At 68.2% G+C, this 25524-nt stretch carries 21 protein-coding genes; 13 read left to right on the top strand and 8 right to left on the bottom strand.

Going from position 1 to position 25524, the window contains the following annotated elements; all coding sequences use genetic code 11:
- From B4L26_RS03785 to B4L26_RS03805, 5 genes are all read left to right on the top strand, one after another.
- Positions 1-826, top strand: an 826-nt coding sequence (locus tag B4L26_RS03785; protein ID WP_290716015.1) for an ABC transporter ATP-binding protein, incomplete at its 5' end; no start/stop codon positions are given.
- Between the two features lie 114 nt (positions 827-940).
- Positions 941-2224, top strand: coding sequence for an ABC transporter substrate-binding protein (locus B4L26_RS03790; RefSeq protein WP_005185960.1), 1284 nt, complete (start codon positions 941-943; stop codon positions 2222-2224).
- Between the two features lie 43 nt (positions 2225-2267).
- On the top strand, positions 2268-3230 hold the full coding sequence (locus B4L26_RS03795; RefSeq protein WP_005185959.1) for a carbohydrate ABC transporter permease: 963 nt from the start codon (positions 2268-2270) through the stop codon (positions 3228-3230).
- Between the two features lie 20 nt (positions 3231-3250).
- Entirely contained in the window at positions 3251-4111 is an 861-nt protein-coding gene (locus B4L26_RS03800) for a carbohydrate ABC transporter permease (RefSeq protein ID WP_040514774.1), read from the top strand.
- 38 nt (positions 4112-4149) lie between these two features.
- Entirely contained in the window at positions 4150-4722 is a 573-nt protein-coding gene (locus tag B4L26_RS03805) for a DUF4245 domain-containing protein (protein WP_040514813.1), read from the top strand.
- A 102-nt stretch (positions 4723-4824) separates the two neighbouring features.
- On the opposite strand, the gene B4L26_RS03810 is transcribed toward B4L26_RS03805, so the two are convergent.
- From B4L26_RS03810 to B4L26_RS03820, 3 genes are read right to left on the bottom strand one after another with little or no spacing between them, the layout of a single operon-like run.
- Positions 4825-5040, bottom strand: coding sequence for an exodeoxyribonuclease VII small subunit (locus B4L26_RS03810; RefSeq protein ID WP_005185956.1), 216 nt, complete (start codon positions 5038-5040; stop codon positions 4825-4827).
- Complete coding sequence (gene xseA, locus B4L26_RS03815) at positions 5037-6281, bottom strand: exodeoxyribonuclease VII large subunit (protein WP_290716024.1); 1245 nt, start codon at positions 6279-6281, stop codon at positions 5037-5039. The genes B4L26_RS03810 and xseA overlap by 4 nt, the downstream gene beginning before the upstream one ends.
- Positions 6278-6865 carry a lipid droplet-associated protein gene (locus B4L26_RS03820; protein WP_290716026.1) on the bottom strand — a complete coding sequence of 196 codons (588 nt, stop codon included), beginning with the start codon at positions 6863-6865 and terminating at the stop codon, positions 6278-6280. Before B4L26_RS03820 ends, xseA begins: the two co-directional genes overlap by 4 nt.
- 53 nt (positions 6866-6918) lie before the next feature.
- Between B4L26_RS03820 and B4L26_RS03825 the strand changes: the two genes are divergently transcribed.
- Together B4L26_RS03825 and B4L26_RS03830 are read left to right on the top strand one after the other, a co-directional pair.
- Positions 6919-7923 carry a 4-hydroxy-3-methylbut-2-enyl diphosphate reductase gene (locus tag B4L26_RS03825; RefSeq protein ID WP_290716028.1) on the top strand — a complete coding sequence of 335 codons (1005 nt, stop codon included), beginning with the start codon at positions 6919-6921 and terminating at the stop codon, positions 7921-7923.
- Between the two features lie 78 nt (positions 7924-8001).
- A complete protein-coding gene (locus B4L26_RS03830) occupies positions 8002-8751 on the top strand; it encodes a carbonic anhydrase (RefSeq protein WP_290716030.1) in 750 nt (249 codons plus the stop codon).
- Between the two features lie 14 nt (positions 8752-8765).
- Here B4L26_RS03830 and mycP read toward each other — a convergent pair whose 3' ends face one another.
- Both mycP and eccD read right to left on the bottom strand, forming a co-directional pair.
- Positions 8766-10178, bottom strand: a complete 1413-nt coding sequence (gene mycP, locus B4L26_RS03835; protein ID WP_290716034.1) for a type VII secretion-associated serine protease mycosin — start codon at positions 10176-10178, stop codon at positions 8766-8768.
- The gene (gene eccD / locus B4L26_RS03840) at positions 10175-11608 is read right to left on the bottom strand and encodes a type VII secretion integral membrane protein EccD (protein ID WP_290716036.1); all 1434 of its coding nucleotides are present in this window, start codon (positions 11606-11608) and stop codon (positions 10175-10177) included. The genes mycP and eccD overlap by 4 nt, the downstream gene beginning before the upstream one ends.
- A 196-nt stretch (positions 11609-11804) precedes the next feature.
- On the opposite strand from eccD, the gene B4L26_RS03845 reads away from it, so the two are divergent.
- The 4 genes from B4L26_RS03845 (at position 11805) to B4L26_RS03860 (ending at position 20071) form a co-directional block, all read left to right on the top strand.
- Positions 11805-13436, top strand: a complete 1632-nt coding sequence (locus B4L26_RS03845; RefSeq protein WP_290716038.1) for a bifunctional aspartate transaminase/aspartate 4-decarboxylase — start codon at positions 11805-11807, stop codon at positions 13434-13436.
- Positions 13418-15010 carry an asparaginase domain-containing protein gene (locus B4L26_RS03850; protein WP_290716040.1) on the top strand — a complete coding sequence of 531 codons (1593 nt, stop codon included), beginning with the start codon at positions 13418-13420 and terminating at the stop codon, positions 15008-15010. Before B4L26_RS03845 ends, B4L26_RS03850 begins: the two co-directional genes overlap by 19 nt.
- Before the next feature lie 184 nt (positions 15011-15194).
- Positions 15195-19193, top strand: a complete 3999-nt coding sequence (gene eccCa, locus B4L26_RS03855; protein ID WP_290716041.1) for a type VII secretion protein EccCa — start codon at positions 15195-15197, stop codon at positions 19191-19193.
- Positions 19190-20071, top strand: coding sequence for a type VII secretion-associated protein (locus tag B4L26_RS03860; protein WP_290716044.1), 882 nt, complete (start codon positions 19190-19192; stop codon positions 20069-20071). Before eccCa ends, B4L26_RS03860 begins: the two co-directional genes overlap by 4 nt.
- 8 nt (positions 20072-20079) lie before the next feature.
- Here B4L26_RS03860 and B4L26_RS03865 read toward each other — a convergent pair whose 3' ends face one another.
- From B4L26_RS03865 to B4L26_RS03875, 3 genes are all read right to left on the bottom strand, one after another.
- Positions 20080-20607: a GNAT family N-acetyltransferase gene (locus B4L26_RS03865; protein WP_290716048.1), complete on the bottom strand. Its 528-nt coding sequence runs from the start codon at positions 20605-20607 to the stop codon at positions 20080-20082.
- A 77-nt stretch (positions 20608-20684) separates the two neighbouring features.
- Complete coding sequence (locus B4L26_RS03870; RefSeq protein ID WP_290716050.1) at positions 20685-21578, bottom strand: hydroxymethylglutaryl-CoA lyase; 894 nt, start codon at positions 21576-21578, stop codon at positions 20685-20687.
- Complete coding sequence (locus B4L26_RS03875) at positions 21575-22777, bottom strand: CaiB/BaiF CoA transferase family protein (protein ID WP_290716053.1); 1203 nt, start codon at positions 22775-22777, stop codon at positions 21575-21577. Before B4L26_RS03875 ends, B4L26_RS03870 begins: the two co-directional genes overlap by 4 nt.
- A gap of 152 nt (positions 22778-22929) precedes the next feature.
- Here B4L26_RS03875 and B4L26_RS03880 point away from each other — a divergent pair, with 152 nt between their 5' ends.
- Both B4L26_RS03880 and B4L26_RS03885 read left to right on the top strand, forming a co-directional pair.
- A complete protein-coding gene (locus B4L26_RS03880) occupies positions 22930-24303 on the top strand; it encodes a 4-hydroxyphenylacetate 3-hydroxylase N-terminal domain-containing protein (RefSeq protein ID WP_290716055.1) in 1374 nt (457 codons plus the stop codon).
- Positions 24303-25514 (top strand): acyl-CoA dehydrogenase family protein, encoded by a 1212-nt coding sequence (locus B4L26_RS03885; protein ID WP_290716057.1) that lies wholly within the window; start codon positions 24303-24305, stop codon positions 25512-25514. The genes B4L26_RS03880 and B4L26_RS03885 overlap by 1 nt, the downstream gene beginning before the upstream one ends.
- Positions 25515-25524 lie beyond the last annotated feature (10 nt).

Raw genomic sequence — 25524 nt, forward strand, 5'->3', positions numbered from 1 at the left:
CTACGCGCTCTATCCGCACCTCACGGTGCGCGACAACGTCGCCTTCGGGCTGCGCCTGCGCAAGACGCCCGAGGACGACATCCGCAAGCGCGTCGACGAGGTGGCCGCCATGCTCGGCATCGGCCACCTGCTCGACCGCTACCCCCGCGAGATGTCCGGCGGCCAGCGGCAGCGCGTCGCCATGGGTCGCGCCATCGCCCGCCGCCCGCAGGTGTTTCTCTTCGACGAGCCGCTGAGCAACCTCGACGCCGCGCTGCGCGCGCAGGTGCGCGTGGAGATCAAGCGCCTGCACCAGTCCATCGGCGCCACGATGCTCTACGTCACCCACGATCAGGTGGAGGCGATGACGATGGGGGATCGGGTGGCGGTGCTCGACAAGGGCGTGCTGCAGCAGTGCGCCACGCCGCGCGACCTGTACGCCAAGCCCGACAACCTGTTCGTCGCCGGATTCATCGGCTCGCCGGCGATGAATCTGTTCACCGTGCCGGTGGGTCTGAGTGGCATCGAACTCGGCGGGATCTCCATCCCGCCGCCGTCGTCGGCCAACCTCGACGCCGACGAGGTGGTGGTGGGTATCCGGCCCGAGGACCTGGCCATCGTCGACGGGCGGTCGGTGCCGCAGTCGCTGCCGGTGGACGTCGACGTCGTGGAGGAACTAGGCTCCGACGCGTTCCTGTACGGAAGTACCGAACTGTTCGGTGCGCAGGCATCGCTGGTGGCGCGGGCCGATTGGCGTTATCCGCCACACAAGGGCGACCGCTTGAACCTCGCCGTCGACGTGTCCCGGGTGCATCTGTTCTCGACGATCACGGGTAAGCGGTTGTAAGCCACGTCACCTTGCGGATGTGATACTTTGCCTGAGCTTGGTGTGACCCGCGACCCACGTGTCATGTCGTGTGTGCGGCGAAAATTCTCGACCAGACCTGTGAACAGGAGAACTATGGGTACCAGGACCCGGTTTGGCCGCGGCGGTATGTTCGCCGTTGCGCTTTCGGTGGCATCAGCACTTGTGCTCTCGGCCTGCTCCGACGACGGCGACAGCGCCGACGATTCGGCCGGCAAGAACCTCGACGGCCGCGGCGCCATCTCGTTCGCCATGGGCAAGAACGACCTCGACCTCATCCGGCCGGTCGTCGCCTCGTGGAACAAGGCCCACGCCGACGAGCAGGTCAAGCTCGTCGAGCTCCCTGGTGAGGCCGACGACCAGCGCTCACGCCTCGTCCAGTCCCTACAGGCCAAGAACAGCGAGTTCGACGTGATGGCGCTCGACGTCACCTGGACCGCGGAGTTCGCCGCCAACGGCTGGCTGGAACCGCTCACCGGCGACCTGGCCATCGACACCGCCGGGCTGCTGCCGGCGACCGTCGAGAGTGCCACCTACCGCGATGTCCTCTACGCGGGCCCGCAGAACACCAACGCGCAGCTCCTCTACTACCGCAAGGACATCGTGGGCAACAAGGCCCCGGAGAACTGGGCGGCGCTCACCGAGAGCTGCGCCAAGGCCAAGGCCAAGAAGGTCGATTGCCTGGTCACCCAGCTCAAGCAGTACGAGGGTCTGACCGTCAACGCCAGCCAGTTCATCCATTCGTGGGGTGGCCAGGTCGTGGGCTCCGACGGCAAGACCCCCGAGGTCAACTCCACCAAGGCGAAGGAGGGTCTGTCGGCTCTCGTCGACGCCTACAAGAAGGGCCTGATCCCCAAGAAGGCCACCGGTTTCACCGAGGAGGAGACCAACCTGTCCTTCGTCGGCGGTGAGTCGGCCTACGCCTACAACTGGCCGTACATGTACACCAACGCCGGCGATGCCGAGTCGAAAGTGAAGGGCAAGTTCGGTGTCGCGGCCATCGTCGGACCCGACGGTGCCGGCGCCTCGACGCTCGGCGGTTACAACGACGGGATCAACGTCTACTCCAAGCACAAGGCCACCGCGCTGGACTTCATCAAGTACATCCAGAGCGCGGAGAACCAGAAGTCGTTCGCCAAGGCCTCGTTCCCGCCGGTGCTGGCCTCGATCTACGACGACAAGGGGCTGGTCAAGGAGTTCCCGTACCTCCCGGCGCTCAAGGACGCACTGGAGAATGCCAAGCCGCGCCCGGTCACCCCGTACTACAACGGTGTGAGCAAGGCGATCCAGGACAACACCTACGCCGCGCTGAACGGATCCAAGACCGTCGATCAGGCCGCCGCCGACATCGACGCGGCGATCAAGGTCGCGACCAAGTGATTTCGCGGGTCCGGCCCCGTCGCGTCCGGTCTGACCGGACGTGATGGGGCCGCTCACCAAACGCACTCAGGGCCGGGATCTCCGGGCGTTCTGGCTGCTGGCACCCACCATGGCGGTGCTGGCGGTGGTCATCGCCTACCCGGTCCTGCGTGCCGTTTACCTGTCGTTTCAGGACGACGCCGGCCTGAACGAGGAGACCGGCCGCTTCGAGTCCGGTGGCTTCGCCGGATTCCAGCACTACCTCATGTGGCTGACCGGCGACTGCGGGACCGGTGCCGGCAGTTGCCCCGACGGCAATCTCGGCAGTGACTTCTGGCAGGCGGTGGGGATCACCTTCTTCTTCGCCGTCGTCACCGTCGCCATCGAGGTGGTGCTCGGGTTGTGGATGGCCACGGTGATGAACCGCACCTTCGTGGGTCGTTCGCTGCTGCGGGCCAGCGTGCTCATCCCCTGGGCGATCCCGACCGCGGTCACCGCCAAGCTCTGGTTCTTCATCTTCGCCGAGAACGGCATCGCCAATAAGATGTTCGGCACCGACATCGCCTGGACCACCGACCCGTGGACGTCGCGGTTCGCGGTGATCATCGCGGACGTGTGGAAGACCACGCCGTTCATGGCGCTGCTGATTCTGGCCGGGCTGCAACTGATCCCGTCCGACGTATACGAAGCGGCCCGCGTCGACGGTGCGTCGAAGTGGAAACAGTTCGTGCACATCACCCTGCCGCTGGTGAAGCCGGCGCTCATGGTGGCGGTGCTGTTCCGGACTCTTGATGTGCTGCGCATGTACGATCTGCCGGCGATCCTAACCAGTACCAGCGGTGCGAGCCCGACTGCCACCGTGTCGATCCTGGTGGTCGATGAGATGCGCAGCGGCAATTTCAACAGTGCCTCGGCATTGTCGACGATGGTCTTCCTGATGATCTTCGCGGTCGCGTTCATCATGGTGAAGTTCTTGGGCGCCAACGTGGTTCGCACGCAGGAAGAGCAGCGAAAGGGAGTCCGGTGACGACCGCAACGCCGGTACGCATGGCGTCGAGCGTGCAGACACGTAACCGGCGCAAGATCTTTCAGGCAATCCGCACCTACGGCGGCGTGCTGCTGATCCTGGTGTGGGGGCTGGCGCCGTTCTACTGGATGGTCATCACCGCCTTCCGGGACGTCAAACACACCTTCGACACCACATGGTGGCCCACCCATGTCACCTTCCAGAATTTCCGGGACGCCCTGTCGACGGAGAAGAGCAACGACTTCCTCGCCGCCATCGTCAACAGCCTGCTGATCGGTGCCGTCACCACCGCGGTGGCATTGATCCTGGGCATCTTCGCCTCGTACGCGCTGGCCCGTGTCGCGTTCCGCGGCAAGTACATCGTCAGCGGCATCATCCTGGCGGCGTCGATGTTTCCGGGCGTGGCCCTGATCACGCCGATGTTCCAGCTGTTCGGTGACCTGAACTGGATCGGTAGCTATCAGGCGCTGATCATCCCGAACATCTCGTTCGTGCTGCCGCTGACGGTATACACACTCACCTCGTTCATGAACGACATGCCGTGGGAACTGGAAGAGGCCGCCCGAATCGACGGCGCGACCCGGACTCAGGCCTTCCGGCTGATCGTGCTGCCGTTGGCCGCGCCGGCCCTGTTCACCACGGCCATCCTCGCGTTCATCGCCACCTGGAACGAGTTCATGCTCTCCAGTCAGCTGTCGACGCAGGATACCGAACCGGTGACCGTGGCCATCGCCCGATTTTCGGGAGAGAACTCGTTCACCCAGCCATACACCACGATCATGGCCGCGGGCGCGATCGTGACGGTCCCGCTGGTGATCATGGTGCTGCTGTTCCAGCGGCGCATCGTCTCGGGTCTGACCGCGGGCGGCGTGAAGTCGTGATTTCGGTGTGAGCTACAGGCCGGTTTATGTTGGTCGTCATGGCCACCGGTAAACCACGGATCCTGCAGGACGGGCGGGACATGATCTGGACCGTCCTCGCGCTGCTCGGGGTGTGCATCTTCGTGCTGTTCGCGTCGGGTAACTGGACGTTCGGCCTCAAGGCCGGCAACGGTGACGACAAGGTGCCCGCATTCGACGTGTCGGCCGCGCTCGTCGCCGACGCCCGGTCGATGCCGTTCCCGATCCGCCGTCCGGCAACCCCCGACGGCTGGAAGCCCAATTCGGGATCGACGCAGATGGTCGGTGGCAGCGTGGCGAGCAACGTCGGCTGGGTCAGCAAAAAGGGCTCGTACGTCCAGCTGACGCAGACCAGTGCCCCCGAGGACGAGCTGGTCGCCTTCCTCGGCGGTTTCGACGCGATGGGCGCGGGCAAGCGCGACGCGGGCGGCCACTCATGGGTGGTCTACGACGGTGAGGACAAGAACAAGTTCTGGATCACCGACCTCGGTGACGTCCGCATCGGCGTCCGCTCGAAGGGTCTCGACGCCGACATCGAAAAAATCGCGGTGGGCGTCGTAACGCAGGAGCCGCTGCCCAAGCCGGCCGGCTAGTTGGTGGGCGGGATTGGGTAACGCAGGAGCCGCTGCCCAAGCCGGCCGGCTAGTTGGTGGGCGGGATTGGGTAACGCAGGAGCCGCTGCCCGAGCCCGCCGGCTAGTCCTCGGTATTGAGGGCCTTTTCGATGCGGTCGCGGGCACCGGCGAGGTGTTCTTCGCAGCGGGCCGCCAGTGCTTCGCCCCGTTCCCACAGGGCCAGTGAGGCATCGAGGTCGAGTCCGCCGCGTTCGAGCAGCGTGACCACCTCGACCAGTTCGTCGCGGGCCGCTTCGTAGCCGAGTTCGGCCACCGGCTGTCGTTCGTCCTTGGTCACTGCTCTTCCTTAGCTTCAACGGCGGCTGTGTCGATGACTGCCGGGGCGGAGCCGTCGGCGACCCGGATCCGGATTCTCGCGCCCGCGGGCAGGTCGTCCACCGAAGACACCGCGTGCGGGTCGTCGATGTCGAGTCGCTGCACCACCGCGTAGCCGCGGGCCAGGGTCTGTGCGGGGCCGAGCGTACTCAGCCGGGCCGACAGGTGTTCGATGCGGCGCTGTTCACCGTCGACGGCCCGGGTGATGTCGCGGCGCAGCGCCGACCGCATGCGGGTGATGTCGTCGGCGCGGGCATCGATCATGGTGAGCGGTCTGGCGAGCACCGGCCGGGCGCGGAGCCCGGCCAGGCCGCGTTCCTCGCGGTGCACCCAGTTGCGCAGGGCGTGGGCGCTGCGGCGGCGCAGTTCGGCGATCGCGGTGAGTTCGGCGGACACGTCGGGCACCGCGCGTTTGGCGGCGTCGGTGGGGGTGGCGGCGCGCACGTCGGCCACATGGTCGAGCAGCGGGCTGTCGGGTTCGTGGCCGATGGCGCTGATCACCGGGGTGCGGCACGCGGACACCGCCCGCAGCAGGGTTTCGTCGGAGAAGGGGAGCAGGTCTTCGACGCTGCCGCCGCCGCGGGCGATGATGATCACCTCGACGTGTTCGGCGGCGTCGAGTTCGGCGAGCAGCGGCAGGATGCTCGGCACCGCCGCCGGACCCTGCACGGTGGCGTCGCGGATCTCAAACCGCACCGACGACCAGCGGGCGGTGGCCACGGCCACCACGTCGCGCTGGGCGGCGGAGGCCCGGCCGGAGATGAGACCGACGGCCTTGGGCAGGAACGGCAGCGGCCGCTTGAGCCGCGGGTCGAACAGTCCCTCGGCCTCCAGCAGGCGGCGCAGCCGCTCGATCCGGGCCAGCAGCTCGCCGAGCCCGACCGCGCGAATCGCGTTGACCCGCAACGAGAACGATCCGCGCACGGTGTAGAAGCTGGGCTTGCCGCGGACGATGACCTGGGTGCCCTCGGTGAGTTTCACCGGCGCCGCGGCCACCAGGTCACGCGGGCAGATGATGTCCAGCGACATGTTGGCGGCGGGGTCACGAAGCACCATGTACGCCGTCGAGCTGCGCAGGTTGATCTGGGTCAGCTGACCCTCGACCCAGACCGTGCCGAGCTTGTCGATCCAGGCCGCAACCCGGGTGGCGACCGCCCGGACCGGGAACGGGTTCTCCGCCGAGCTGCCCTGCGCGCTGGTCACTTGGCGGTCGCGCGGGTGATCCTGTTGGCCAGCAGCGTCTGGAACGGGGCGCGGGCTTTGGCGGATTCCTCGTAGGCCAGCAGTGCCCTGAGGTCGGCGACAGTCAGGGACTGGATGCGGGCCCGCAGTTGGGCCAGGGTCAGTGAGTCGTAGTCGAGTTCACCGGCGATGGCCGGCGGTTCGGCGGCCGGCTTGGCAGGTTCCTCGGCGGTCTTCTTCGCCCCGGTTGCCGCCCTGGCGCCTGCGGTCCGCCCCGGCGGGTCGGTCACCGAATACAAGGCGAACCGCCCCTCGGTCGCACGCTCCCCGTTGGCGGTCGGGGTCTCGGGCTCCGGCTCGTCGTCCTCGTCGAACGTCGCCCAGTCGGGCTTCTCCTCTTTGGGCGGGAACACCATCTCCAGGGCGGCGTCGCCCTTGATGGCGAAGCCCGCGAGATCCTGCTGCACCTTCATCACCAGCTGCGCGATGGTGCTCGCGAACGTCATCGGATACATCACGATGGTTTGCGGCAGCTTGCGGGTCTCTTCGATGGCGGTCACGGCCACGCCGACCAGCAGGCGGATCCCGTACGGTGCTTGAGCCATGGGCACCAGCCTACGGCTGGCCCGGCCACGCCGGGGAAACGTACCCTGAATCCATGCCGCCAACCGTCAACATGGGGATTCCCGGTGCCACCAGCTCCGTCGCGCACAGCGGCGGCAAGCGGGTGCTACTCGCCGAACCGCGGGGTTACTGCGCCGGGGTGGATCGCGCCGTGGAGACCGTCGAACGTGCCCTGGAGAAGCACGGCGCGCCGGTCTACGTGCGCCACGAGATCGTGCACAACCGCCACGTCGTCGACACCCTCTCCGAACGCGGTGCGGTGTTCGTCGGGGAGACCGACGAGGTGCCCGAGGGTGCGATCGTCGTTTTCTCTGCGCATGGGGTGTCCCCGGCGGTCCACGAGTCCGCGGCGCAGCGCAAACTCCAGACCATTGACGCGACGTGCCCGTTGGTCACGAAGGTCCACCAGGAGGCCAAGCGTTTCGCCCGCGACGACTTCGACATTCTGCTCATCGGCCACGAGGGTCACGAGGAGGTCGAGGGCACCTCGGGCGAGGCGCCCGACCACATCCAGATCGTCGACGGCCCTGACCACGTCGATGACGTCGAGGTCCGCGAGGGTGCGCAGCTCGTGTGGCTCTCGCAGACGACGCTCTCGGTGGACGAAACCATGGAGACGGTGCGCCGCCTGCGCGAGAAGTTCCCGCAGTTGCAGGACCCGCCCAGCGACGACATCTGCTACGCCACCCAGAACCGGCAGGTCGCGGTGAAGGCGATGGCCAAGCATTGCGAGTTGGTGATCGTGGTGGGCTCGAAGAACTCGTCGAACTCGGTGCGCCTCGTCGAGGTTGCGCTGCAGTCGGGCGCTTCCGCGTCCTACCTCGTCGACTACGCCCGCGAGATCGACCCGACCTGGCTCGACGGTGTGACGACGGTGGGCGTGACGTCGGGGGCGTCGGTGCCCGAGGTTCTAGTCCGCGGCGTGCTCGACTTTCTCTCCGAGTACGGCTACGAGAACGTCGAGACCATCAACACCGCCGAGGAGACGCTGACTTTCGCGCTGCCCCGCGAATTGCGTCCGGCGCGCACCGCCAAGTAGCCGGCCCGGGTCCGAAAGTCCCCGGCGTCAACGCGTGTTATGCCGTGCGAGCAGGGTGCAGCGTCGTAGCCTTCGCGTATGGCTATGGACATGAACCGTCGGAGGCTTTTCGGTGTCGCGGGTGTGGCGGCGGCAGGTGCCGCGCTGGCCGCGTGTTCCACCGATGACAAGAAGGACGAGGCCACGCCCACCTCGACGTCCAAGACGGCGCCCGGTCCGGTGCACCGCCCCGAGATCGAGACACCGGCGCAAGCCCGTGAGGAACTGCGCAAAGGCAATGAGCGCTACCTGAACGGCGAGCAGGTTCACCCGGGTACCGACGAGATGCGCCGCGTGGAGGTCGCGCTCAAGCAGGAGCCGTTCGCCGCGATCCTCACCTGTGCCGACTCGCGGGTCCCCGTCGAGATCGTCACCGATCAGGGCTTTGGCGACTTGTTCGTCGTCCGCGTCGCCGGCAACGTCGTCGGCTCATCGGAGTTGGGGAGCCTGCAGTACGCGGTGGAGCACCTGCACGTCCCACTGATCGCCGTCGCGGGTCACGCCAAGTGCGGCGCGGTGGACGCGGCTGTCGGGGTGGCCGATGGCGGAGCCATGCCCGGCGGGGCGGTCGACGACATCGTCAACCACATCCTGCCGGCCGTGCGCGCTGCCAAGAACGAGGTCACCCCGGACCAAAACCTGCTCACAGAGGCGATCAAGGCCAATGCGATCCAGTCCCGCGACATCGTGCTGAAGGATCCGCTGATTGCTGCGGAGGTGTCCAAGGGCAAGCTCGAGGTGGTCGCCGCGTACTACGACATCGACACCGGGAAGTTCGTCGTCCTCTAGCGGCCGGGCACACTTCAGAGGTCGTCGTCGAGAGGCTCGATGCGCGGACGCGTGACACCCGAGGTTACGGCGAGGACGACGACGAGAAGTGCTGCGCCGGACAGGGCCACGATCATCGGCACTGGGTTGGTGCCGCGGGCCGCCGGCGGCGGACTGAATCGCTGCGCTCGCGCGTCACCGACGTCGGGGATTTGAGCAGTCAGCGCTGCCAGCGGGTCGATCACTCCATGCCCGGTGCGCGGATCCGGCCCGTCTCCGCTGCCGGTGGCCGTCGCCGTGATCCTCCGCATGACGGCGCGGGCGTCGAGATGCGGATAGCGTGCCCGCACGAGCGCGACCGTGGCGCTGACGTAGGCGGTCGCGAAGCTCGTGCCGCTGATCGGCACCGTCGAGTCGGTGCCGTTGAGCCCGACGACGAGCCCGCCACGACCCGGTCGTGAGTCCAGACTGGTCAGGTCGGTGCCCGGCGCGGCGACACCGACCCACGGGCCGGCCAGGCTGAACGGCGACGGGGAGCCGTCGGCCGTGTCCACCGATCCGACGGTCAGCACGTCATCGCCGAACCAGGCGGGCGTGGCGACGGTGCGCACTGAATCCCACTGCTGGGCCCGTCCGGCGGGAGGGTTCTGCTCGCGGCACCCGCCGTCGTTGCTCACGTTGCCAGCCGCCGCCACCACCACAACGTTGCGGTCCACGGCGTGCCGCAGTGCCGCGCCCAAATCCGCGTCGTGCAGACCTGCACTCGACGCCGACGGGGCGCAGGCGACTTCGGAGATGTTGATGACGGTGGCGCCGAGACGCACGGCGCGCATCACCGCTGCCGCCAGCCCGGCCACCGAGCCGAAGCCGCTGCCGACGGTGGCCTCCGGGTCGTCGTCCGCAGGGCGCCGCGGTGGTGAGAAGGCGGCGCTGGACTGGCGGATGGAGATCAGCGTGACCCCGGGGGCAAGTCCGACGAAGTCGTCGGCGGGATCGGGTCGCGCGGCGATGAGACCGGCCACCAGAGTGCCGTGCGCGTCGCAGTCGGACAGGCCGTTGCCGGTGGACACGAAGTCGCCGCCGTCGACGATCCGCGGCAGGCGAGGATGCGGTGTGACACCGGTGTCGATGATTGCGACGCGCTGACCCACGCCGGTGCTGAGCCGGTGGACCCGGTCGACGTCGAGAAGCGTGTGAGCCGTGCGCGAGGCAGAGGTGGGTCGGTCCGCGGGGACGGGGATCGCGCACTTGGTCCGTTGTTCGGCGCTGCCGGCCGGTGCGTTCTCGCCGGGCGGCACCGGTGCGATCAGCGGCGGGTTGACGGCTGCCGCGGGTGCAATGCCGCTGATCGTCGCGGGCGCACCGAGGGCGGCGACAATGACGCAGGTGGCGGCGACGCGCCCGAACCGTATTCCGTCGACCAGGCGAGGCGTGCGCGGTTCGCTCACCACGCCTCCCGGATCATCCGGTAGACCTCGAGGACCCACAGCAGCATCGGCAGCAGCACGACGAGTTGCGCATACTCGGCGAGTTCGCCCGCGCGCCGCTGTAACGGCGAGAATGTGCGACCGGCGGCCCAGCCGCCGATCACCAGCGCTGCCGCGGCGGCGGCGAGGGCGGCCAGGCCGTCGGGGAACGGGCGAGTCGGGTCGTCGGTGACCGCGGCCGTGGTGATGCCGGCCGCGAGAAACCCGAGAACCCCCATCGCACCTCCGGTGATCAGAGCCGTTGCCGCCGTGAGATCGGTGTGTGAGCGGCCGCGCAGCACGAATGCGAACCCGACGGTGAGTGCGACCGCGGTGAAGCGCCAGTCGGGCGGATCGATCCCGGCCGCCGTGATCGCCACGGCACCCGCTGCGGCCGCCCCCGCACACAGGCCGGTCAAGCACTGACGGGCGTGTTCGGCGCGGCGTGTCAGCGCATCGATGTCGGGGAGGGCGCTCAGCGAGACGGCGTCGACCGCGTCGATCGTCGGCAGGAGCGGCACCTCGACGGCATCGATCGGCTCGCCCGGCGATGGCACCGGCGGCAGCGGGATCTTGGCGAGGACCACGGTCAGCCGTGGCGCCGCGAAGGTTAGTAGCAGAGCGACGACGCCGATGAGGGCCGCCGTCCGCGATCGGTCCAGGCCGCCGACTGCGACCGCTGAGGTCAGTGCCGCGAGCGCGCCCGCCGTGATCAGCGCGAGGTGGGCGATCGGTGCACGGTGGGTGAGCCGAAGGGTGATTGCCGCGCTGACCATCGCGGCGACTGCGGCGAGGAGGGCGTGTGCCGCCCCCGGGTGCCCCGGCACGACGGTGAATCCGACGGCGGCCCACAGCAGCGCGGACATCGCGCACAGTGCGACGGGGATCGGTCCGCCGCGCTGATGTGCACGACCGGTCCACAGGGCGGCGGCCAGCACTGACACTGCTCCGATGGCGGCCACTGCCGCCGTTGCGGCCTGCGTTGGCGGTGCGGCAGTACTGCGGGCGACCATCAGCCCGGCGGCGCCGACAGCGGTGGCGCAGACTGCACCGGCCGAGCCGACGACTCGTGCCGAATGCGGCGACCAGGACCGGTGACGGGAGTCGGTCAACTCGGTCAATGCATCGAGTGTGTCGTCGATGAGGACCGCGGGGTCCGCCGCGGGACCCTCGCGCAAGACGAGCAGCGTCCCATTGTCGACTCCCGCGCTGCGCAGCGTCTCGCTCGGGTCGATCGCGTTGCGGCCGATCGGGCTCAGCGTCCATTCGAGTGCTGGCGCTTTGGGGTCGGGAGGCCCGGCCAACCGCAGCACCAATTCGTCGAGGTAATCGGTGATCGGCAGGTCGGCCGGCAGTCCGACGTCGACGCTCGAATCCGGTCCCGCCACGCATACGCGTGCCCATGCAGTCATGAATCATCCCCCCAGATGAAGCTCCCCTTGCCCGAAAGGGTCTACCAGCCGCCGCGATGGGCGCGGGCCGAAACGGCGAAATCCCAGAGCCGCGATTCGCCGGTGCCGGCGGCGTTCCATCCGGCATAGTTCTGAGTAGCATTATTTAATTGATCCAAATACGGAAAAGTAATCGACACCTGAATGGGAGCCTCCCTTGACCGACACACCCGCGATCCCTTCGCGACCCGAGATGGCCGACCTCGAGAAGCTCTCGCCGTTCGAACTGCGGGTGCGACTCATCGCGCTGGCGGGCAAGGAACAGCAGCGGACCGGCGCGCCACTCCTGAATGCAGGCCGGGGCAATCCGAACTTCGTCACCGCCACGCCACGAGATGCCTTCTTCCAGTTCGGCCTCTTCGCCGTCGAGGCTGCGCGCGATGCCGGGCAGTGGTCACCGGACCTGCTGGCACAGCCCAACCAGAGCGGGATCGCGGCGAGCCTGCGCACCTGGCTCGGCGCGCGCGAAGGCCAGAAGGGCATCGCCTTCCTCGGGTCCGTCCTCGACTGGGCGCAGCAGCAGGGCTGGGACGCCGACGCCTTCGTGTGGGAGCTGGCCGACAACATCCTCGGTGAGCATTACGTGTCCCCGCCGGCCATGACGCCCTTCACCGCGAAGATCGCCGCCCAGTACCTCGGTTCGGTGATGGGTGAGGGCTTCCCCGCACCCGAGGACATCGACCTGTTCGGCACCGAGGGCGGCAGCGCCGCCATGTGCTACATCTTCGGCACACTCTTCGCCAATTCGCTGCTCTCGCAGGGCGACACGGTGGCCATCATGGCCCCGGTGTTCACCCCGTACCTGGACATCGCCGATCTGCCCGAGTTTGCCTTGAACAAGGTCCTCATCGAGGCCGATGTGGTGGGTTCCGACGGTCGGCACACCTGGCAGTTCTCGCCCGAGCAGATCGACAAGCTGCGCGATCCGTCGATCAAGCTACTGGTCTGCATCAACCCGACCAACCCGCCGTCGGTCCGTGTGTCCGATGACACCGTCGCCCAGATCAAGCAGATCATCGCCGAGGACAACCCCGACCTGATCGTCATCACCGATGACGTCTATTGCACCTTCATCGACGGTTTCCGCTCGCTCGCGTCGGTGATCCCCGACAACACCATCCTGGTGTACTCGTACTCCAAGTACTTCGGTGCGACGGGTTGGCGCCTCGGCACTGTCGCCACGACGAAGACCACCGTCCTCGACAAGCACCTGGCCGCTCTGCCTGCCGACGTGAAGGCACGGCTGGCCAAGCGGTACGCCTCGTTCACCGACGACTCCGAGTCGCTCACGTTCACACAGCGGCTGGTGGCCGATTCGCGTGACGTGGCGCTCAACCACACCGCTGGTATCTCAGGCCCGCAGCAGGTGCAGTTGGCGCTGTTCTCGCTGTTCGACCTGCTGGACACCGAGAAGCAATACCGTAAGGACGCCCAGGCCCTGGTGCGCCGTCGGCTCGACGCTCTGGTCGAGGGCCTCGGCATCACGCTCGCGCCCGATCCGCTGCGTGTCGGCTACTACATCGAGCTCGACTTCCTCGCCTACGCCGAGGAGCACTACCCGGCCGAATTCGGCGAGTACCTGAAAGCCAACTACGAGCCGGCCGACATCCTGTTCCGGATCGCTGCGCAAACCGAGATCGTCGCGTTGAACGGCTCCGGCTTCGACGGTCCGCCATGGTCGATCCGGCTGTCACTGGCGAACCTGAACGAAGAGGACTACCGCACCATCGGTGAGGGGATCGTTCGTGTCGCCAAGGAGTACGAGCAGGAATGGAAGGCCGCGAAGTGACGTCAACGTCGCGCATCGCGGTGATCAACACCGGCGGCACTATCAGTTGCGTCGGGACGCCGCTGTCGCCGATGACGGCCGCACAGTTCGCCGAGGCCTTCCAGCGGATCGTCGAGCCGATACTCGTCGAGCAGTACCCCGACGTGACTTTCGACTGCATCACCGATCTGCATTTTCCCGAGTCGAAGAGCGGCACGCTCGATTCGACCAACCTGCAGCCCAGTGACTGGTGCCTGATCAGCGGTCGGATCCTGGAAGACTACGTCGACTACGACGCCTGGATCGTCCTGCACGGCACGGACAGCATGGCCTACACCGCGGGAGCGTTGCCCTTCCTGCTGTCATCGTTCGACGCCGACGGCACTGGGCAGATCGTCCAGGACAAGCCGGTGGTCCTGACCGGCTCCCAAGTACCGCTCTTCTTCCAGGCGACACCGGACGAGCCGCTGACGCTGCGATTCAACACCGACGCCTACCAGAACGTGTGTGCGGCGGTCGCGATGGCGCTCACCGGGGTGCCCGAGGTGACCGTCGCGTTCCGCGGCAAGATCATGCGGGGCGCGCGGGTACTCAAGGTCAGTGCGAACAACGACGATGCCTTCCATTCGCCGAACTTGGCGCCGCTGGCGATCATCGGCATCGATTTCGCCGTCGACGAAGACGCGGTGCTGGCTGGACCGCAGTCACCGCAGGTGGCGCTCTCTAACCCGGATGTGCTCGCCCGGGCCCGCGACCGGATGAACTACATTGCCGGCCGCATCAACGACTGCCCGGTGGTGCCGGTGCCGGCCGTGCCGGCGCGGTTCACGTCGGATGGTCCGGCATTCATCGCGAAGGTGGTCGACGCCATTGTCGCCACCGGGGCGAAGGGTTTGGTCCTGGAGTCCTACGGCGAAGGCAACTTTCCGTCCGGCTACCCGGATTCGGCCAGCGACGGCACCATCGCCAAGGCCCTGGCAGCGGCGACGGCCGCCGGAGTGGTGATCGCAGACGGAACACAGGTGCTCTCGGGCACGGTGAACGCCACCGCCTACGCCTCCGGTGCGTGGCTCCCGGAGGCCGGGGCGATCGGGATCCGCGACATGACGCCGATCTCGGCGATCACGAAGCTCATCGTGCTGCTCGCCGAAGAGGGCTGGTCCGGCAACGGATGGGACGCCGATGCGGTCCGCAGGCTTCTGCCACAGTCACTGCTGGGGGAGGCTCTCGTCGACGACCGGATCGATGCCGACAGTCGCTCGTCTTTGTTGCCGAGCCAGACACTGCGTTCGTCCGGCGGTTCGGCCACGCTGGCCGTCGACGCCGAGTACGGACTCGCCCTGCGGGATGCCGGTGGGAAACTGCTGTGGTCGTCCCATCCGGACGGTGTCTCGCAGACCCCGGTCCGCGCACGGGCGACGCCTGCCGGAGTGGTCCTGACCGGTCGTGATGGTTCTGTGCTGTGGGAGGCGGGCACGGGCGAGAACGGTGCGAGTGGGGCGTCCGGACTGGCCCTGCGCGAGCGCAACGGCACCACGCTCGTACTGACCTCGGCGACGGGGGAAGTGGTCGGCACCCTCTACGACGGGCGCTGATCGTCTCGTCGTGCGCCCCGCTCTCCGAGGGGGCGCACGACTGGCGGCCGATGCGAAGCTTACTGAAATCGGGGGAATCTCGGTTTGGGGCGATTCGCCGGTCCAGACGGCGTGTCGGCGCTAGTGTTGCGAGCTGACCGGCGCTCGGGGGAGCGCGGTCGGAGCAGGAGATCTGGGGGGATCAATGGCCGAGTCGACGCGCGTGTTCGTCCGGGAGACACGCATCCAGCCACCACCGGCGCCGGGCGGTGACATTGACTTGATCGCACCGCCGGAGGTGTCGCGCCCGGTCCCGGGTTCCCTGGCTGCCACCGCGCTGCCCGCGATCATGGTCATCGCGGTCGTCGGGATGATCGCGTTGATGTTCGTGACCGGTGGACGGTCGGTGCTGGCAAATCCGCTCTTCCTGATGTTCCCGATGATGATGCTCATGTCGATGGTCGGCATGTTCGCCACCGGTGGCCGAGGCGGGGGCAAGCGCACGGCCGAACTGGCGGCGGAGCGCCGCGACTACTTCCGTTACCTTGCGCAGCTGCGCGGTCAGATAACCACCACCGTCGACGAGCAGTCCGCGGCACTGCGCTGGTGCCATCCGACGCCCACCGCCCTGAGCAGGATCGTCGGGTCGCGGCGGATGTGGGAGCGCGGCCCCGCCGACTCCGATTTCGCGCACCTTCGCGTCGGAGTCGGATCGCAACGACTTGCCACGCGGCTGGTACCGCCGGAGATGGCGCCGCCGGAGGACCTGGAACCGGTCGCCATGGTCGCCTTGCGTCGGTTCCTGCGCGCCCACGCAGCGGTGCACCGACTGCCCATCGCGGTGTCGATGCGGGGATTCCCGGTGGTGGCCGTCGACGGTCCCCCCGACGATGTACGTGCCCTGGCACGGGCCATGCTCGTGCACCTCGCCGTGTGGCACGGGCCAGATCAAATGCGATTGGCCGTGGTCGCCGGAGCAGATGCCCGGGCGCAGTGGGATTGGGTCAAGTGGCTGCCGCACGCCGCGCGGCCTGACCGGGGCAGCGAGTGCGCACACCCACTCGGGCCGGGTGTGCTGCTGGTGGATTCGTTGCAGGAGTTGGAGTCAGCGCTGTCGGTCGAGTTCGCCGAGCGCACCCGTTTCACCCGGGGTGAGCCGGGGACCGCGGCCCGCCCCCAGGTCGTCGTCGTGCTCGACGGTGGGCAGGTGACGGGCGACGAACGACTGGCCGGCGACGCCGGTATCGACGGTGTCGCGATCCTCGCCGTCGACGGTTCGATGCGCGACGTCGCGTTGCGGCGCGGCCTCGCGTTGCGTGTCTCGGGGTCGGTCCTTTCTGCCGAGACGGCGGTCGGATTCGAGGACTTCGCGATCGCCGATCGGCTGACCGTCGCGCAGGCTGTGGCATGTGCCCGACGGTTGGCAGGATTCCGGCCGTCGACGGTGCTCCCCTCGCTGGCCGACCTCGGTGATGACGGCCCGACGGCCGACCCCGGGTTGGTGGCGCTTCTCGACCTCGGGGATCCACGGTCGTTCGACCCCGGGGCTCGGTGGCGGGGGAGGACCGGACGCGAGCGGCTGCGGGTGCCGATCGGCTACGGACCCGACGGCAGTGCAGTCGAACTCGACCTCAAGGAGAGCGCGCACGGCGGGATGGGGCCGCACGGCCTGTGCGTCGGAGCCACCGGGTCGGGCAAGTCCGAGCTGTTGCGCACTCTCGTCCTAGCCTTGCTCGCAACGCATTCGCCCGACGAGCTGAACCTCGTCCTCGTCGACTTCAAAGGCGGCGCCACCTTCCTAGGACTCGAGCGGAGCAGACATGTCGCCGCGGTCATCACCAACCTCGAGCAGGAGCTGTCACTGGTCGACCGGATGGGCGACGCGCTGCGGGGCGAATTGAACCGGCGCCAGGAATTGCTGCGCGCGGCGGGCAACTTCGCGAACGTCACCGAATACGAGCAGGCCCGTGCTGACGGCGCTGACCTGCCACCGTTGCCAGCGCTCTTCGTGGTCGTCGACGAATTCTCCGAGCTGCTCGCGCAGAAGCCCGATTTCGCAGAGCTGTTCGTGATGATCGGGCGCTTGGGACGATCGCTGCACATCCACCTTCTGCTGGCATCGCAACGATTGGAGGAGGGCAAGCTGCGCGGGCTCGACTCGCACCTGTCCTACCGGATCGGGCTGAAGACGTTCTCGGCCCACGAGTCGCGCTCGGTGCTGGGCGTCCCGGACGCCTACCACCTGCCGAGCGTTCCCGGATCGGCCTACCTCAAGTGCGACTCCTCGTCGCCGCGACGGTTCAACACCTGCTACGTGTCGGGGCCGGTTGCTGACGAGGTCGATGACGAGGAGGGAGCCGCCGGCTCGGTAGGCGGGCCGCGCCGCTCGGGGTGGGTTCTCGATTTCTCGGCTATGTCGCCGACCGAGCCCAAATCCGCGCCGAGCGAGCCCAAATCCGCGCCGACCGAGCCCACCGGCCGGCGCACCGGGCCGTCGCTGCTCGACGTCGTCGTCGGTGCGATGGCCGACCACGGTTCCCCAGCCCACGAGGTGTGGCTGCCGCCATTGGACGCGTCGCCGTTCATCGGGGAGCTCGTCGACCCGCTGCCCAGGGAGATCGCCGGCGTCACCGGGGCGCTTCGACTCCCCGTCGGCATCGTCGACCGTCCCTACGACCAGCGCCGAGAGTTGCTCATCGTCGATGTCTCCGGCGCGGCGGGCAATGTGGCCATCGTCGGTGGTCCGCAGGCGGGCAAGTCGATGGCCCTCAGAACGCTTCTGTGCGCGGCAGCCCTGACGCACACGCCCGCCCAGGTGCAGTTCTACTGCCTCGACTTCGGCGGCGGTGGGCTCGCAAGCCTCGTGGGGCTCCCGCACGTCGGTTCGGTGGCCACACGCGCCGACCCGGAGCGTATCCGTCGAACCTTCGCCGAGGTGCGCGCGATCATGGCTCGTCGCGAGGACGAATTCGCCCGGCACGGCATCGAGTCCATGCGCGAGTTCCGGCGTCGCCGCGACAACGGGTACGAGACCGTCGACGGGGAGCCCGCCGACCCGCACGGCGACGTGTTCCTCGTCGTCGACGGCATAGGTGTGCTGCGCGACGAGTTCGAGGAACTCGAATCCGAGCTGGCCGCGATCGCCGCCGGTGGCCTGTCCTACGGCGTGCACGTCGTCGTCACGGCGGCACGGTGGGCACAGATCCATCCCTCGATCCGGGACCTGATGGGTTCGCGGATCGAACTGCGCCTGGGTGATCCGCTTGACTCGGAGATGAGTCGACGCGACGCCGAACTGGTCCCGGCCAACCGGCCCGGCCGGGGTATCACCGCGGAGGGGTTGCACCTACTGATAGCCGTGCCGGGACTGGGGCAAAACGAGGGGACTGCTCACCTCGTCGAGGCCGTCGCTGCACAGCACCCCGACGACCATGCTCCGCCGGTACCGCTCCTGCCGACCAGCCTGGACCTCGTCGCGCTGCGCGCGCACCTTGTCAGTGCCGGGGCTGATCTGCCCTCGGGGGTCGTACCGATCGGCGTCGGCGAATCCGACCTCGCGCCGGTGCTGCTCGACTTCACCGCCCGGCCGCACCTACTGGCGTTCGCCGACGTCGAGCATGGCAAGACCACGCTGCTCACGACGCTCGCGTCGGGGCTGGTCGCCGGCTCGACTCCCGAGGAGGCCAAGCTCGTCGTCGTCGACTATCGCCGCACGATGCTCGGCCGCGTACCCGACTCACATCGCGCAGGGTATGCCAGTTCAGCGTCGTCGGCAGGCCCGCTCATGGCTGAACTCGCGACCCTGCTGGAGGGGCGATTGCCGCCGGAGGACGTGACCCCGGCGCAACTTGCCGCACAGGATTGGTGGACCGGACCGGACGTCTACCTACTCGTCGACGACTACGACATGGTCGCAACAAGCAGTGGCAATCCGCTGCTCGTGTTGGTCGACCTGTTGTCCAGCGCCCGCGACATCGGCTTCCACCTGATCCTGGCCCGCCGTTCGGGCGGGGTGTCGCGCGCGCTGTTCGATCCGGTGATCGGCCGACTGCGCGACCTGTCGACCGACATGCTGCTGATGAGTGGCGACCGCGATGAGGGCTACATCGTCGGGCAGACCCGGATGAGTCGACGCATCCCCGGGCGCGGCGAGTTTGTCACCCGGGCGGGCAGCGAAGTCATCCACGTGGCGCAGCAACAGTGAGCCGGCCGCTCGCCATTGCGCGCAGCCACGCCGACGCAGGGGTCGCGGCGCTGCTCGTGGTCGCGACCGATGGGCGGGAGTGGCTCGTGCACCGGGTCGGTGGTGCGGCCGCGGAAGCGGCGCATCTGGTGCTCCGGGGTGCCGTCGGCACAGTGATCGCCGAGTTGGGGACAGCGGCGCGAACCGTCGACCTAGTCGTCGTCGACGCGCCAGCGGGGCGCGTTGGCGCTGCGATGCGTACGGTCTCCGCGGTGATCGGTTCCGCTCGGCTCGTTGCTGTCGACGAGGGGCTGCTGCACCGCTTCGGTGCGCACCGGCCATTGCCCCCGTTGAGCCCGGTCATCGAGGGCTTCGAGCATCGTCGCGTGCGCCGGTGGCCCTGGTTGGTCGCGTCACCTGTCCTCGTCTTAGGGGTGGCGTCGGCCGTGTCGTTTACGCGTCCGGATGCCGGTACTGCCGCGCCCGCGGTGGTCGGCGGGGTGCGGGTGGAGATTCCCGACGATTGGCGCCGCACTGAACTGGCCGGTGAGCCCGCGCCACGCGCGGTATTCGTCGAACCCGGCACCGGTAGTCGGATCGTCGTCGCGGTGAGCCCGCTGCGCGCCGGGGCGACACCGGAGTCGGTCGCCGCGAGCCTTGCCGAGCGCATCCGCCAGCGCGGAGATGATGCCGTCAGTGACTTCGCTGCGCGTGCGCAGTACGCCGGTCAGTCGGTGACCGCCTACCGCGAGACACCCGACTCCGGCGCGCCGATCCGCTGGTACGTGCGCGTCGCCGATGTCGAAGGGCGGGGCATGTCGCAGGTCAGCGTCGGGTGTCAGGACTCCGGTGCTGCCAAGTTCGAGCGGGCGTGCCGCCGGGCGGTTGCGAGCGTTTGAGCGCGGCCTTAAGACAGTGTGGATCCGGGCGACTGGGTGTCGAGGACCAGGCCCATGACGATGGCATCCCACAGCTCGCCGTTGCGGCGGCGGTATTGGCGTCGCCGCAGGCCCTCGCGCTCGAATCCGGTGCGCTCGTAGAGTCCGATGGCCGCGGCATTGTGCGGCCAGACTTCCAATTCGATCTTGTGTGCGCCATGTGCTCGGCTCCAGGTGATCACCTGCTCGACCAGGGCCTTGCCGATGCCGCGTCCGCGCCACTCGGCGTCGACATTCATGCCCAGGGTTGTCACCCCGGGCAGGGCGAAGGACACGACGATCGCCCCGACGACGGTCTCGCCGACGACGGCGACGAAGGAACCCTTGTCGTCGGAATCGACGTAGTGGTGGAATGCCGCGATGGCGACGGCGCGATCGACGGGCGGTTCGGTCCCCATCCAGATGCCCTCGTCGACGACCCGCACGCGCAGGTCGACGGCCGCGTCGGCGTCGCTGGCAAGTGCGCGGCGAATCGTTACGCGGTCGTGCGGCGGCATGGGTGTGAGCGTATCGCGCTCGGTCGGCGTTGAGGTGGGCTCGGTCGGCGTGCGTTTGGGCTCGTCGGCGGGCCCGCTTAGTGCTTTCGGTCGCCGGCGGCGAGCAGTGCGCTGGTCAACGGGTGCCCGATCAAGCGTTCTGCGACAGCCGCGGCCGCAATGGCGGTGTCGAGATCCACGTCGACCTCGTACCCGCTGTCGCGCAGTAGGTACACGAGGTCCTCGGTGGCGATGTTGCCGCTGGCGCCCGGTGCGAACGGGCAGCCGCCGAGGCCGCCGGTCGACGCGTCCAGCCGCGTGATGCCCGCCGTCACCGCGGCATAGGCGCTGGCCAGGCCGGTGCCCCGGGTGTTGTGGAAGTGCGCGCCCAGCGGCAGGTCGCCGATAAGGGGGCGGACCCGTTCGATGAGCGAGACGACGCGCCCGGGGGTGGCGGTGCCGATGGTGTCGGCAATCGCAATCCGGTCAGCGCCCGCGGCCACGCCGGCGGCTACCACGCGCTCGACGCGCTGCGGGTCGGTCGGACCGTCGAACGGACAGTCCCACGCGGTGGCGACGATGACCTCCACGGTGGCGCCGTGGTCATGGGCCAGCGCGGCGATCTCCGGGATGAGGGCGGTGGATGCTTCGGTGTCGCGCCCGACGTTGGCCGTGCTGTGGGCGTCGGCCGCCGATACCACGTATTCAATCGACGAGAGTCCGGCGGCCAGCGCACGACTCGCGCCGCCCGCGCTGGCGACCAACGCGGAGAACGCCACGTCTCCGAAGCGCTTGAGTTCGACGGCGAGCTCGGCCGCGTCGGCGAGTGCGGGCACCTTGCTGGGGGAGACGAAAGCGGTGGCCTCGACCTCTGTGACCCCGGTGGCGACGATGGCCTCCAGGAGCTCGACTTTCGCCTCCAGCGGGATCGGGTCTTCGATCTGCAGCCCGTCGCGCAGGGCGACGTCGCGGATCGTTACGTGCGTGCTCATATGACCCCTTCCTTCTGCAGGCGGGCGACCTCGTCGTCGGAGTAGCCGAGCAGCTCGCGGTACACCTCGTCGTTGCTGTGGCCCATTGCCGGCGGCCCGGCGTTGCGGACGCTGCCGGGGCTCTCCGACAGCTGCGGGACGATTCCGGGTCCCTTCACGGTGCGCTGCGAGCGCTCGTCCCAGTGGTCGGCGATGGCACCGCGTGCGTTGAGATGCGGATCGGCCACCACCTCGGCGACGGTGTTGATCGGTCCGCAGATGACACCGGCGGCCGTGAGGATCTCGGTGATCTGCGCGGCAGAGTGCTGCGCGGCCCACGCGCCGATGATCTCGTCGAGTTCGTCCTCGTGTTGGCCGCGCCCGACGTGGTCGACGTAGCGCGGGTCGTCGGCGAGCTCTGGCTGTTCCATGGCGGTGGCCAGCCGACGGAAGACGGTGTCCTGGTTGGCCGCGATGACCACCCAGCTGCCGTCGGAACTCTGGTAGATGTTCGACGGCGCGATGCCCTTGAGCCGCGTGCCCGACGGTCCGCGGACCACACCGCCCACGTCGTAGTCGGGGATCGTGGACTCCTGGACGGCCAGACAAGCCTCGATGAGCGAGGTGTCGACGACCTGCCCGCGCCCGGTGATGGTGCGGCGGTACAGCGCGGCCAGCGCGCCCTGGGCGGCGAACATCCCGGCTAGCGAGTCGCCCAGCGAGATCGCCAGGCGCGGTGGTGGCCCGCCGGGGAATCCGTTCATGTGCCGCAGGCCGCTGGCCGCCTCGGCGACCGAGGCGTACCCGGCCTTGCCCGCGTCCGGACCGGTCTGCCCGTACCCGGATACGCGCACCAGGATGATGCCCGGATTGGCGTCGGAGAGGACGTCGTAGCCCAGGCCCCACTTCTCCAGGGTGCCGGGGCGGAAGTTCTCGACGACGATGTCGGAGCGCTTGATCAGGTCGAGGAACGCCGCCGCGCCGTCGGGCTCGCGCAGATTGAGGGTGATGGACTTCTTGTTGCGGGCGTGGACGGTCCACATGAAGTGGTAACCGTCGACCTCCGCCTGGCCCCACGTCCGGATCGGGTCGGGTTGCCCGGGCGGCTCGATCTTGATGACCTCGGCGCCCATGTCGCCGAGGAGCCGGCCCGCGAAGGGGCCGGAGATGAGTGTTCCGATCTCCAGGACGCGGATTCCGTCGAGTGCGCCGGTTGTCACGGTGGTCGTCTCCTCGGGGTCGGCGCGACAAGTGCTTGATACTTTCTGAAACTGAATCTAACATCAGAAAATGGCGTGGGCCACATGCCGTACGAGACCGAGACTAGCCCGACTGCCGCAAGCCAGACCGGCGCACTATGAAGGAGAACCCGATGGCGATGATGACCCGCGAGGAATACGTGGCGTCGCTCGATGACGGACGGCGCACCTTCGCCGAGGGCGAAGAGATCAAGGACCTCGCCAGTCATCCTCAGTTCGCCACCGCGATCAGCCTCGTCGGCGAGGGCTACGAGCAGAATTACATCCCCGGCGACGACGCGAGCGGACCCTACTTCCGGATCCCGCACAGCCCCGGCGAGCTCAAGGAGATCCTGGAACTCCTCGCCGATTGGGACATGGTCACCGTGACGACGAGCCAAGGCCTGCTGGCCCTCATCACTGCGGCCACGCGGATGCGCGCGGACTACCCCGAGCTGGCCGATCGGATCGAGAAGTACTTCGACTACTGCAAGCAAAACGACCTGCGTTGCGTCCAGGCCATCACCGACGCCAAGGGCGACCGCAAGCTGGCGCCCGGGCAACAGGCCGATCCCGACGTTTACACGCGGATCGTCGAGCGCCGGCCCGACGGCATCGTGATCCGCGGTGCCAAGCTGCACATCTCGTCGGCCTCGGTCAGTCACGAACTCGTGGTGATGCCGACCAAGAACATGAAGCCCGGCGACGAGGACTACGCCGTCGCGTGCGCGGTCCCGGTGAACGCCCCCGGCGTGCGCATCGTCAACACCAGTTACGCCCCGCGCGAGCGCGTCGAGGACTTCCCGGTCAGCGGCAAGTTCAACATGCCCGAGGGGTTCATCATCTTCGATGACGTGTTCGTCCCCAACGAGCGCGTCTTCCTCGACGGTCAGACCGAGTACTCGGCGGCCTTCGCGCATGCTCTCGGGCTGTGGGAGCGCCTCGGCGGCACCGCGCACATGGCCGAGTTCGCCGATCAGCTCGTCGGCCTGGCCCAGCTGATCGCCGAGGCCAACGGCACCGAGCGCATCCCACACATCAAAGAGAAGATCAACGAGATGGTCATCTACGCGACGATGACCCGGGCCGGTCTGGAGGCGGCGATCGCCAACGCCGAGCTCAGCGAAGAGGGCTGGTGCTTCCCCAGCGAGCTATACACCAACGCGGCCAAGCACTACGCCGCCGCCGACTACAGCTTGATGGTCCGCCACCTGCACGACATCGGTGGTGGGTCGATCCTCACCGCGCCGTCGATCCAGGACTTGCAGAGCGAAGAGGTCGGGCCCTTCATCGAGAAGTACATGGCGACCAAGGAAGGCATTAGCGGCGAATACCGGCTGCGCCTGTTCCACGCGATCCGCGACTTCACCGCCGACGCCTACGGCGGCTGGCAACTCGTCACGATGCTTCAGTCCGGCGGCGGCCTGTACGCGCAGCGGATGGTCGCGCGCAAGCACTACGACATGGACCACGCCAAGAAGCTGGCCCTGCGGTTGGCCGGCCTGTAGTGACTGCCTCGCCGACGATCCCGACGGACCTCACGGAGTTCGCCGCGCACCTGCGCGAGCGGTTGGCGCCGCTGGTCGACGAATACGCGGGTGATACCGGCGCGCGCCCGGCCGACGACGACCGGATCGCCGCGGTCGAGGAACTGCGCGAAGGCCACGAGGCCGTGGTCGAGCAGGTGCGACGCTTCCAGCGGGCGCTCTTCGACACGGGACTGGCCTGGCCGTCGGGGCCCGCCGAGTTCAGCGGCATGGAGCTGCCGGCGACACATCAGGCAGTGCTCGACGAGGTGCTCGAGGACATGGGCTTCCCGTCGCGCGAAGCGCTGTTCGTCGGCCTCAACATCGTCGCCCCGGCGCTCGTGCACCACGCCGCGCCGGAACTGGCGAACCGTGTCGTCGGCGGGCTCTACCGCGGCGAGCTCATCGGTTGTCAGCTGTTCTCCGAGCCCGGCGCCGGGTCCGACCTGGCGTCGGTGGCCACCCGAGCGGTCCGCGAGGGTGACGAGTGGGTACTGAACGGGCAGAAGGTGTGGACGTCGATGGGGCACCTCGCCGACGTCGGCGAGGCCCTGGTGCGCACCGATCCCGCCGCGCCCAAGCACGCCGGGCTGACGATGTTCCTCGTGGACATGCATGCCCCCGGTGTCACCGTCCGCCCGATCCGGCAGATGACCGGTGGTGCCGCGTTCAACGAGGTGTTCCTCGACGAGGTCCGCGTTCCCGACTCCGCACGCATTGGCGGCGTGGGGGAGGGATGGACGGTCGCGTCGACGAGCCTGGGCAGTGAACGGTCGACGATGAGCGGCGCCGCCGGCCCGCTGACCCCGTACGTCACTGAGCGACTCGTCGCTCTGGTGCGCCGATTGGGTGCCGAGGCCGACCCGATCCACCGTCGCCAGATCGCGAAGACGGTCGCCGCGGTCACCGCGATGCGCACCAGCGCCGCCCTGACTCCGGGATCGTGGACGCACCACCTGGCACCCATGTCGGGCTCGGTGGCGAAGATGCTGATGGTGCGGGCTCTCGACGAGATCGCGACGCTGGTCGCCGAGGTCCTCGGGTCCGACGCTTTTGTCGACAGCGGCGCGCGCGATGAATTCGCGTGGTCGGAGTTCGTGCTCGGTGTTCCTGCGCTACATCTAGCGGGTGGTACCGACGAGATTCAACGGAATGTGATCGCACAGCGCGGCTTGGGCCTGCCGCGGAGATAAGGAGAACGCA

The sequence above is a fragment of the Gordonia sp. UBA7599 genome (assembly GCA_002477755.1).
In the GTDB taxonomy this organism is placed as follows: domain Bacteria; phylum Actinomycetota; class Actinomycetes; order Mycobacteriales; family Mycobacteriaceae; genus Gordonia.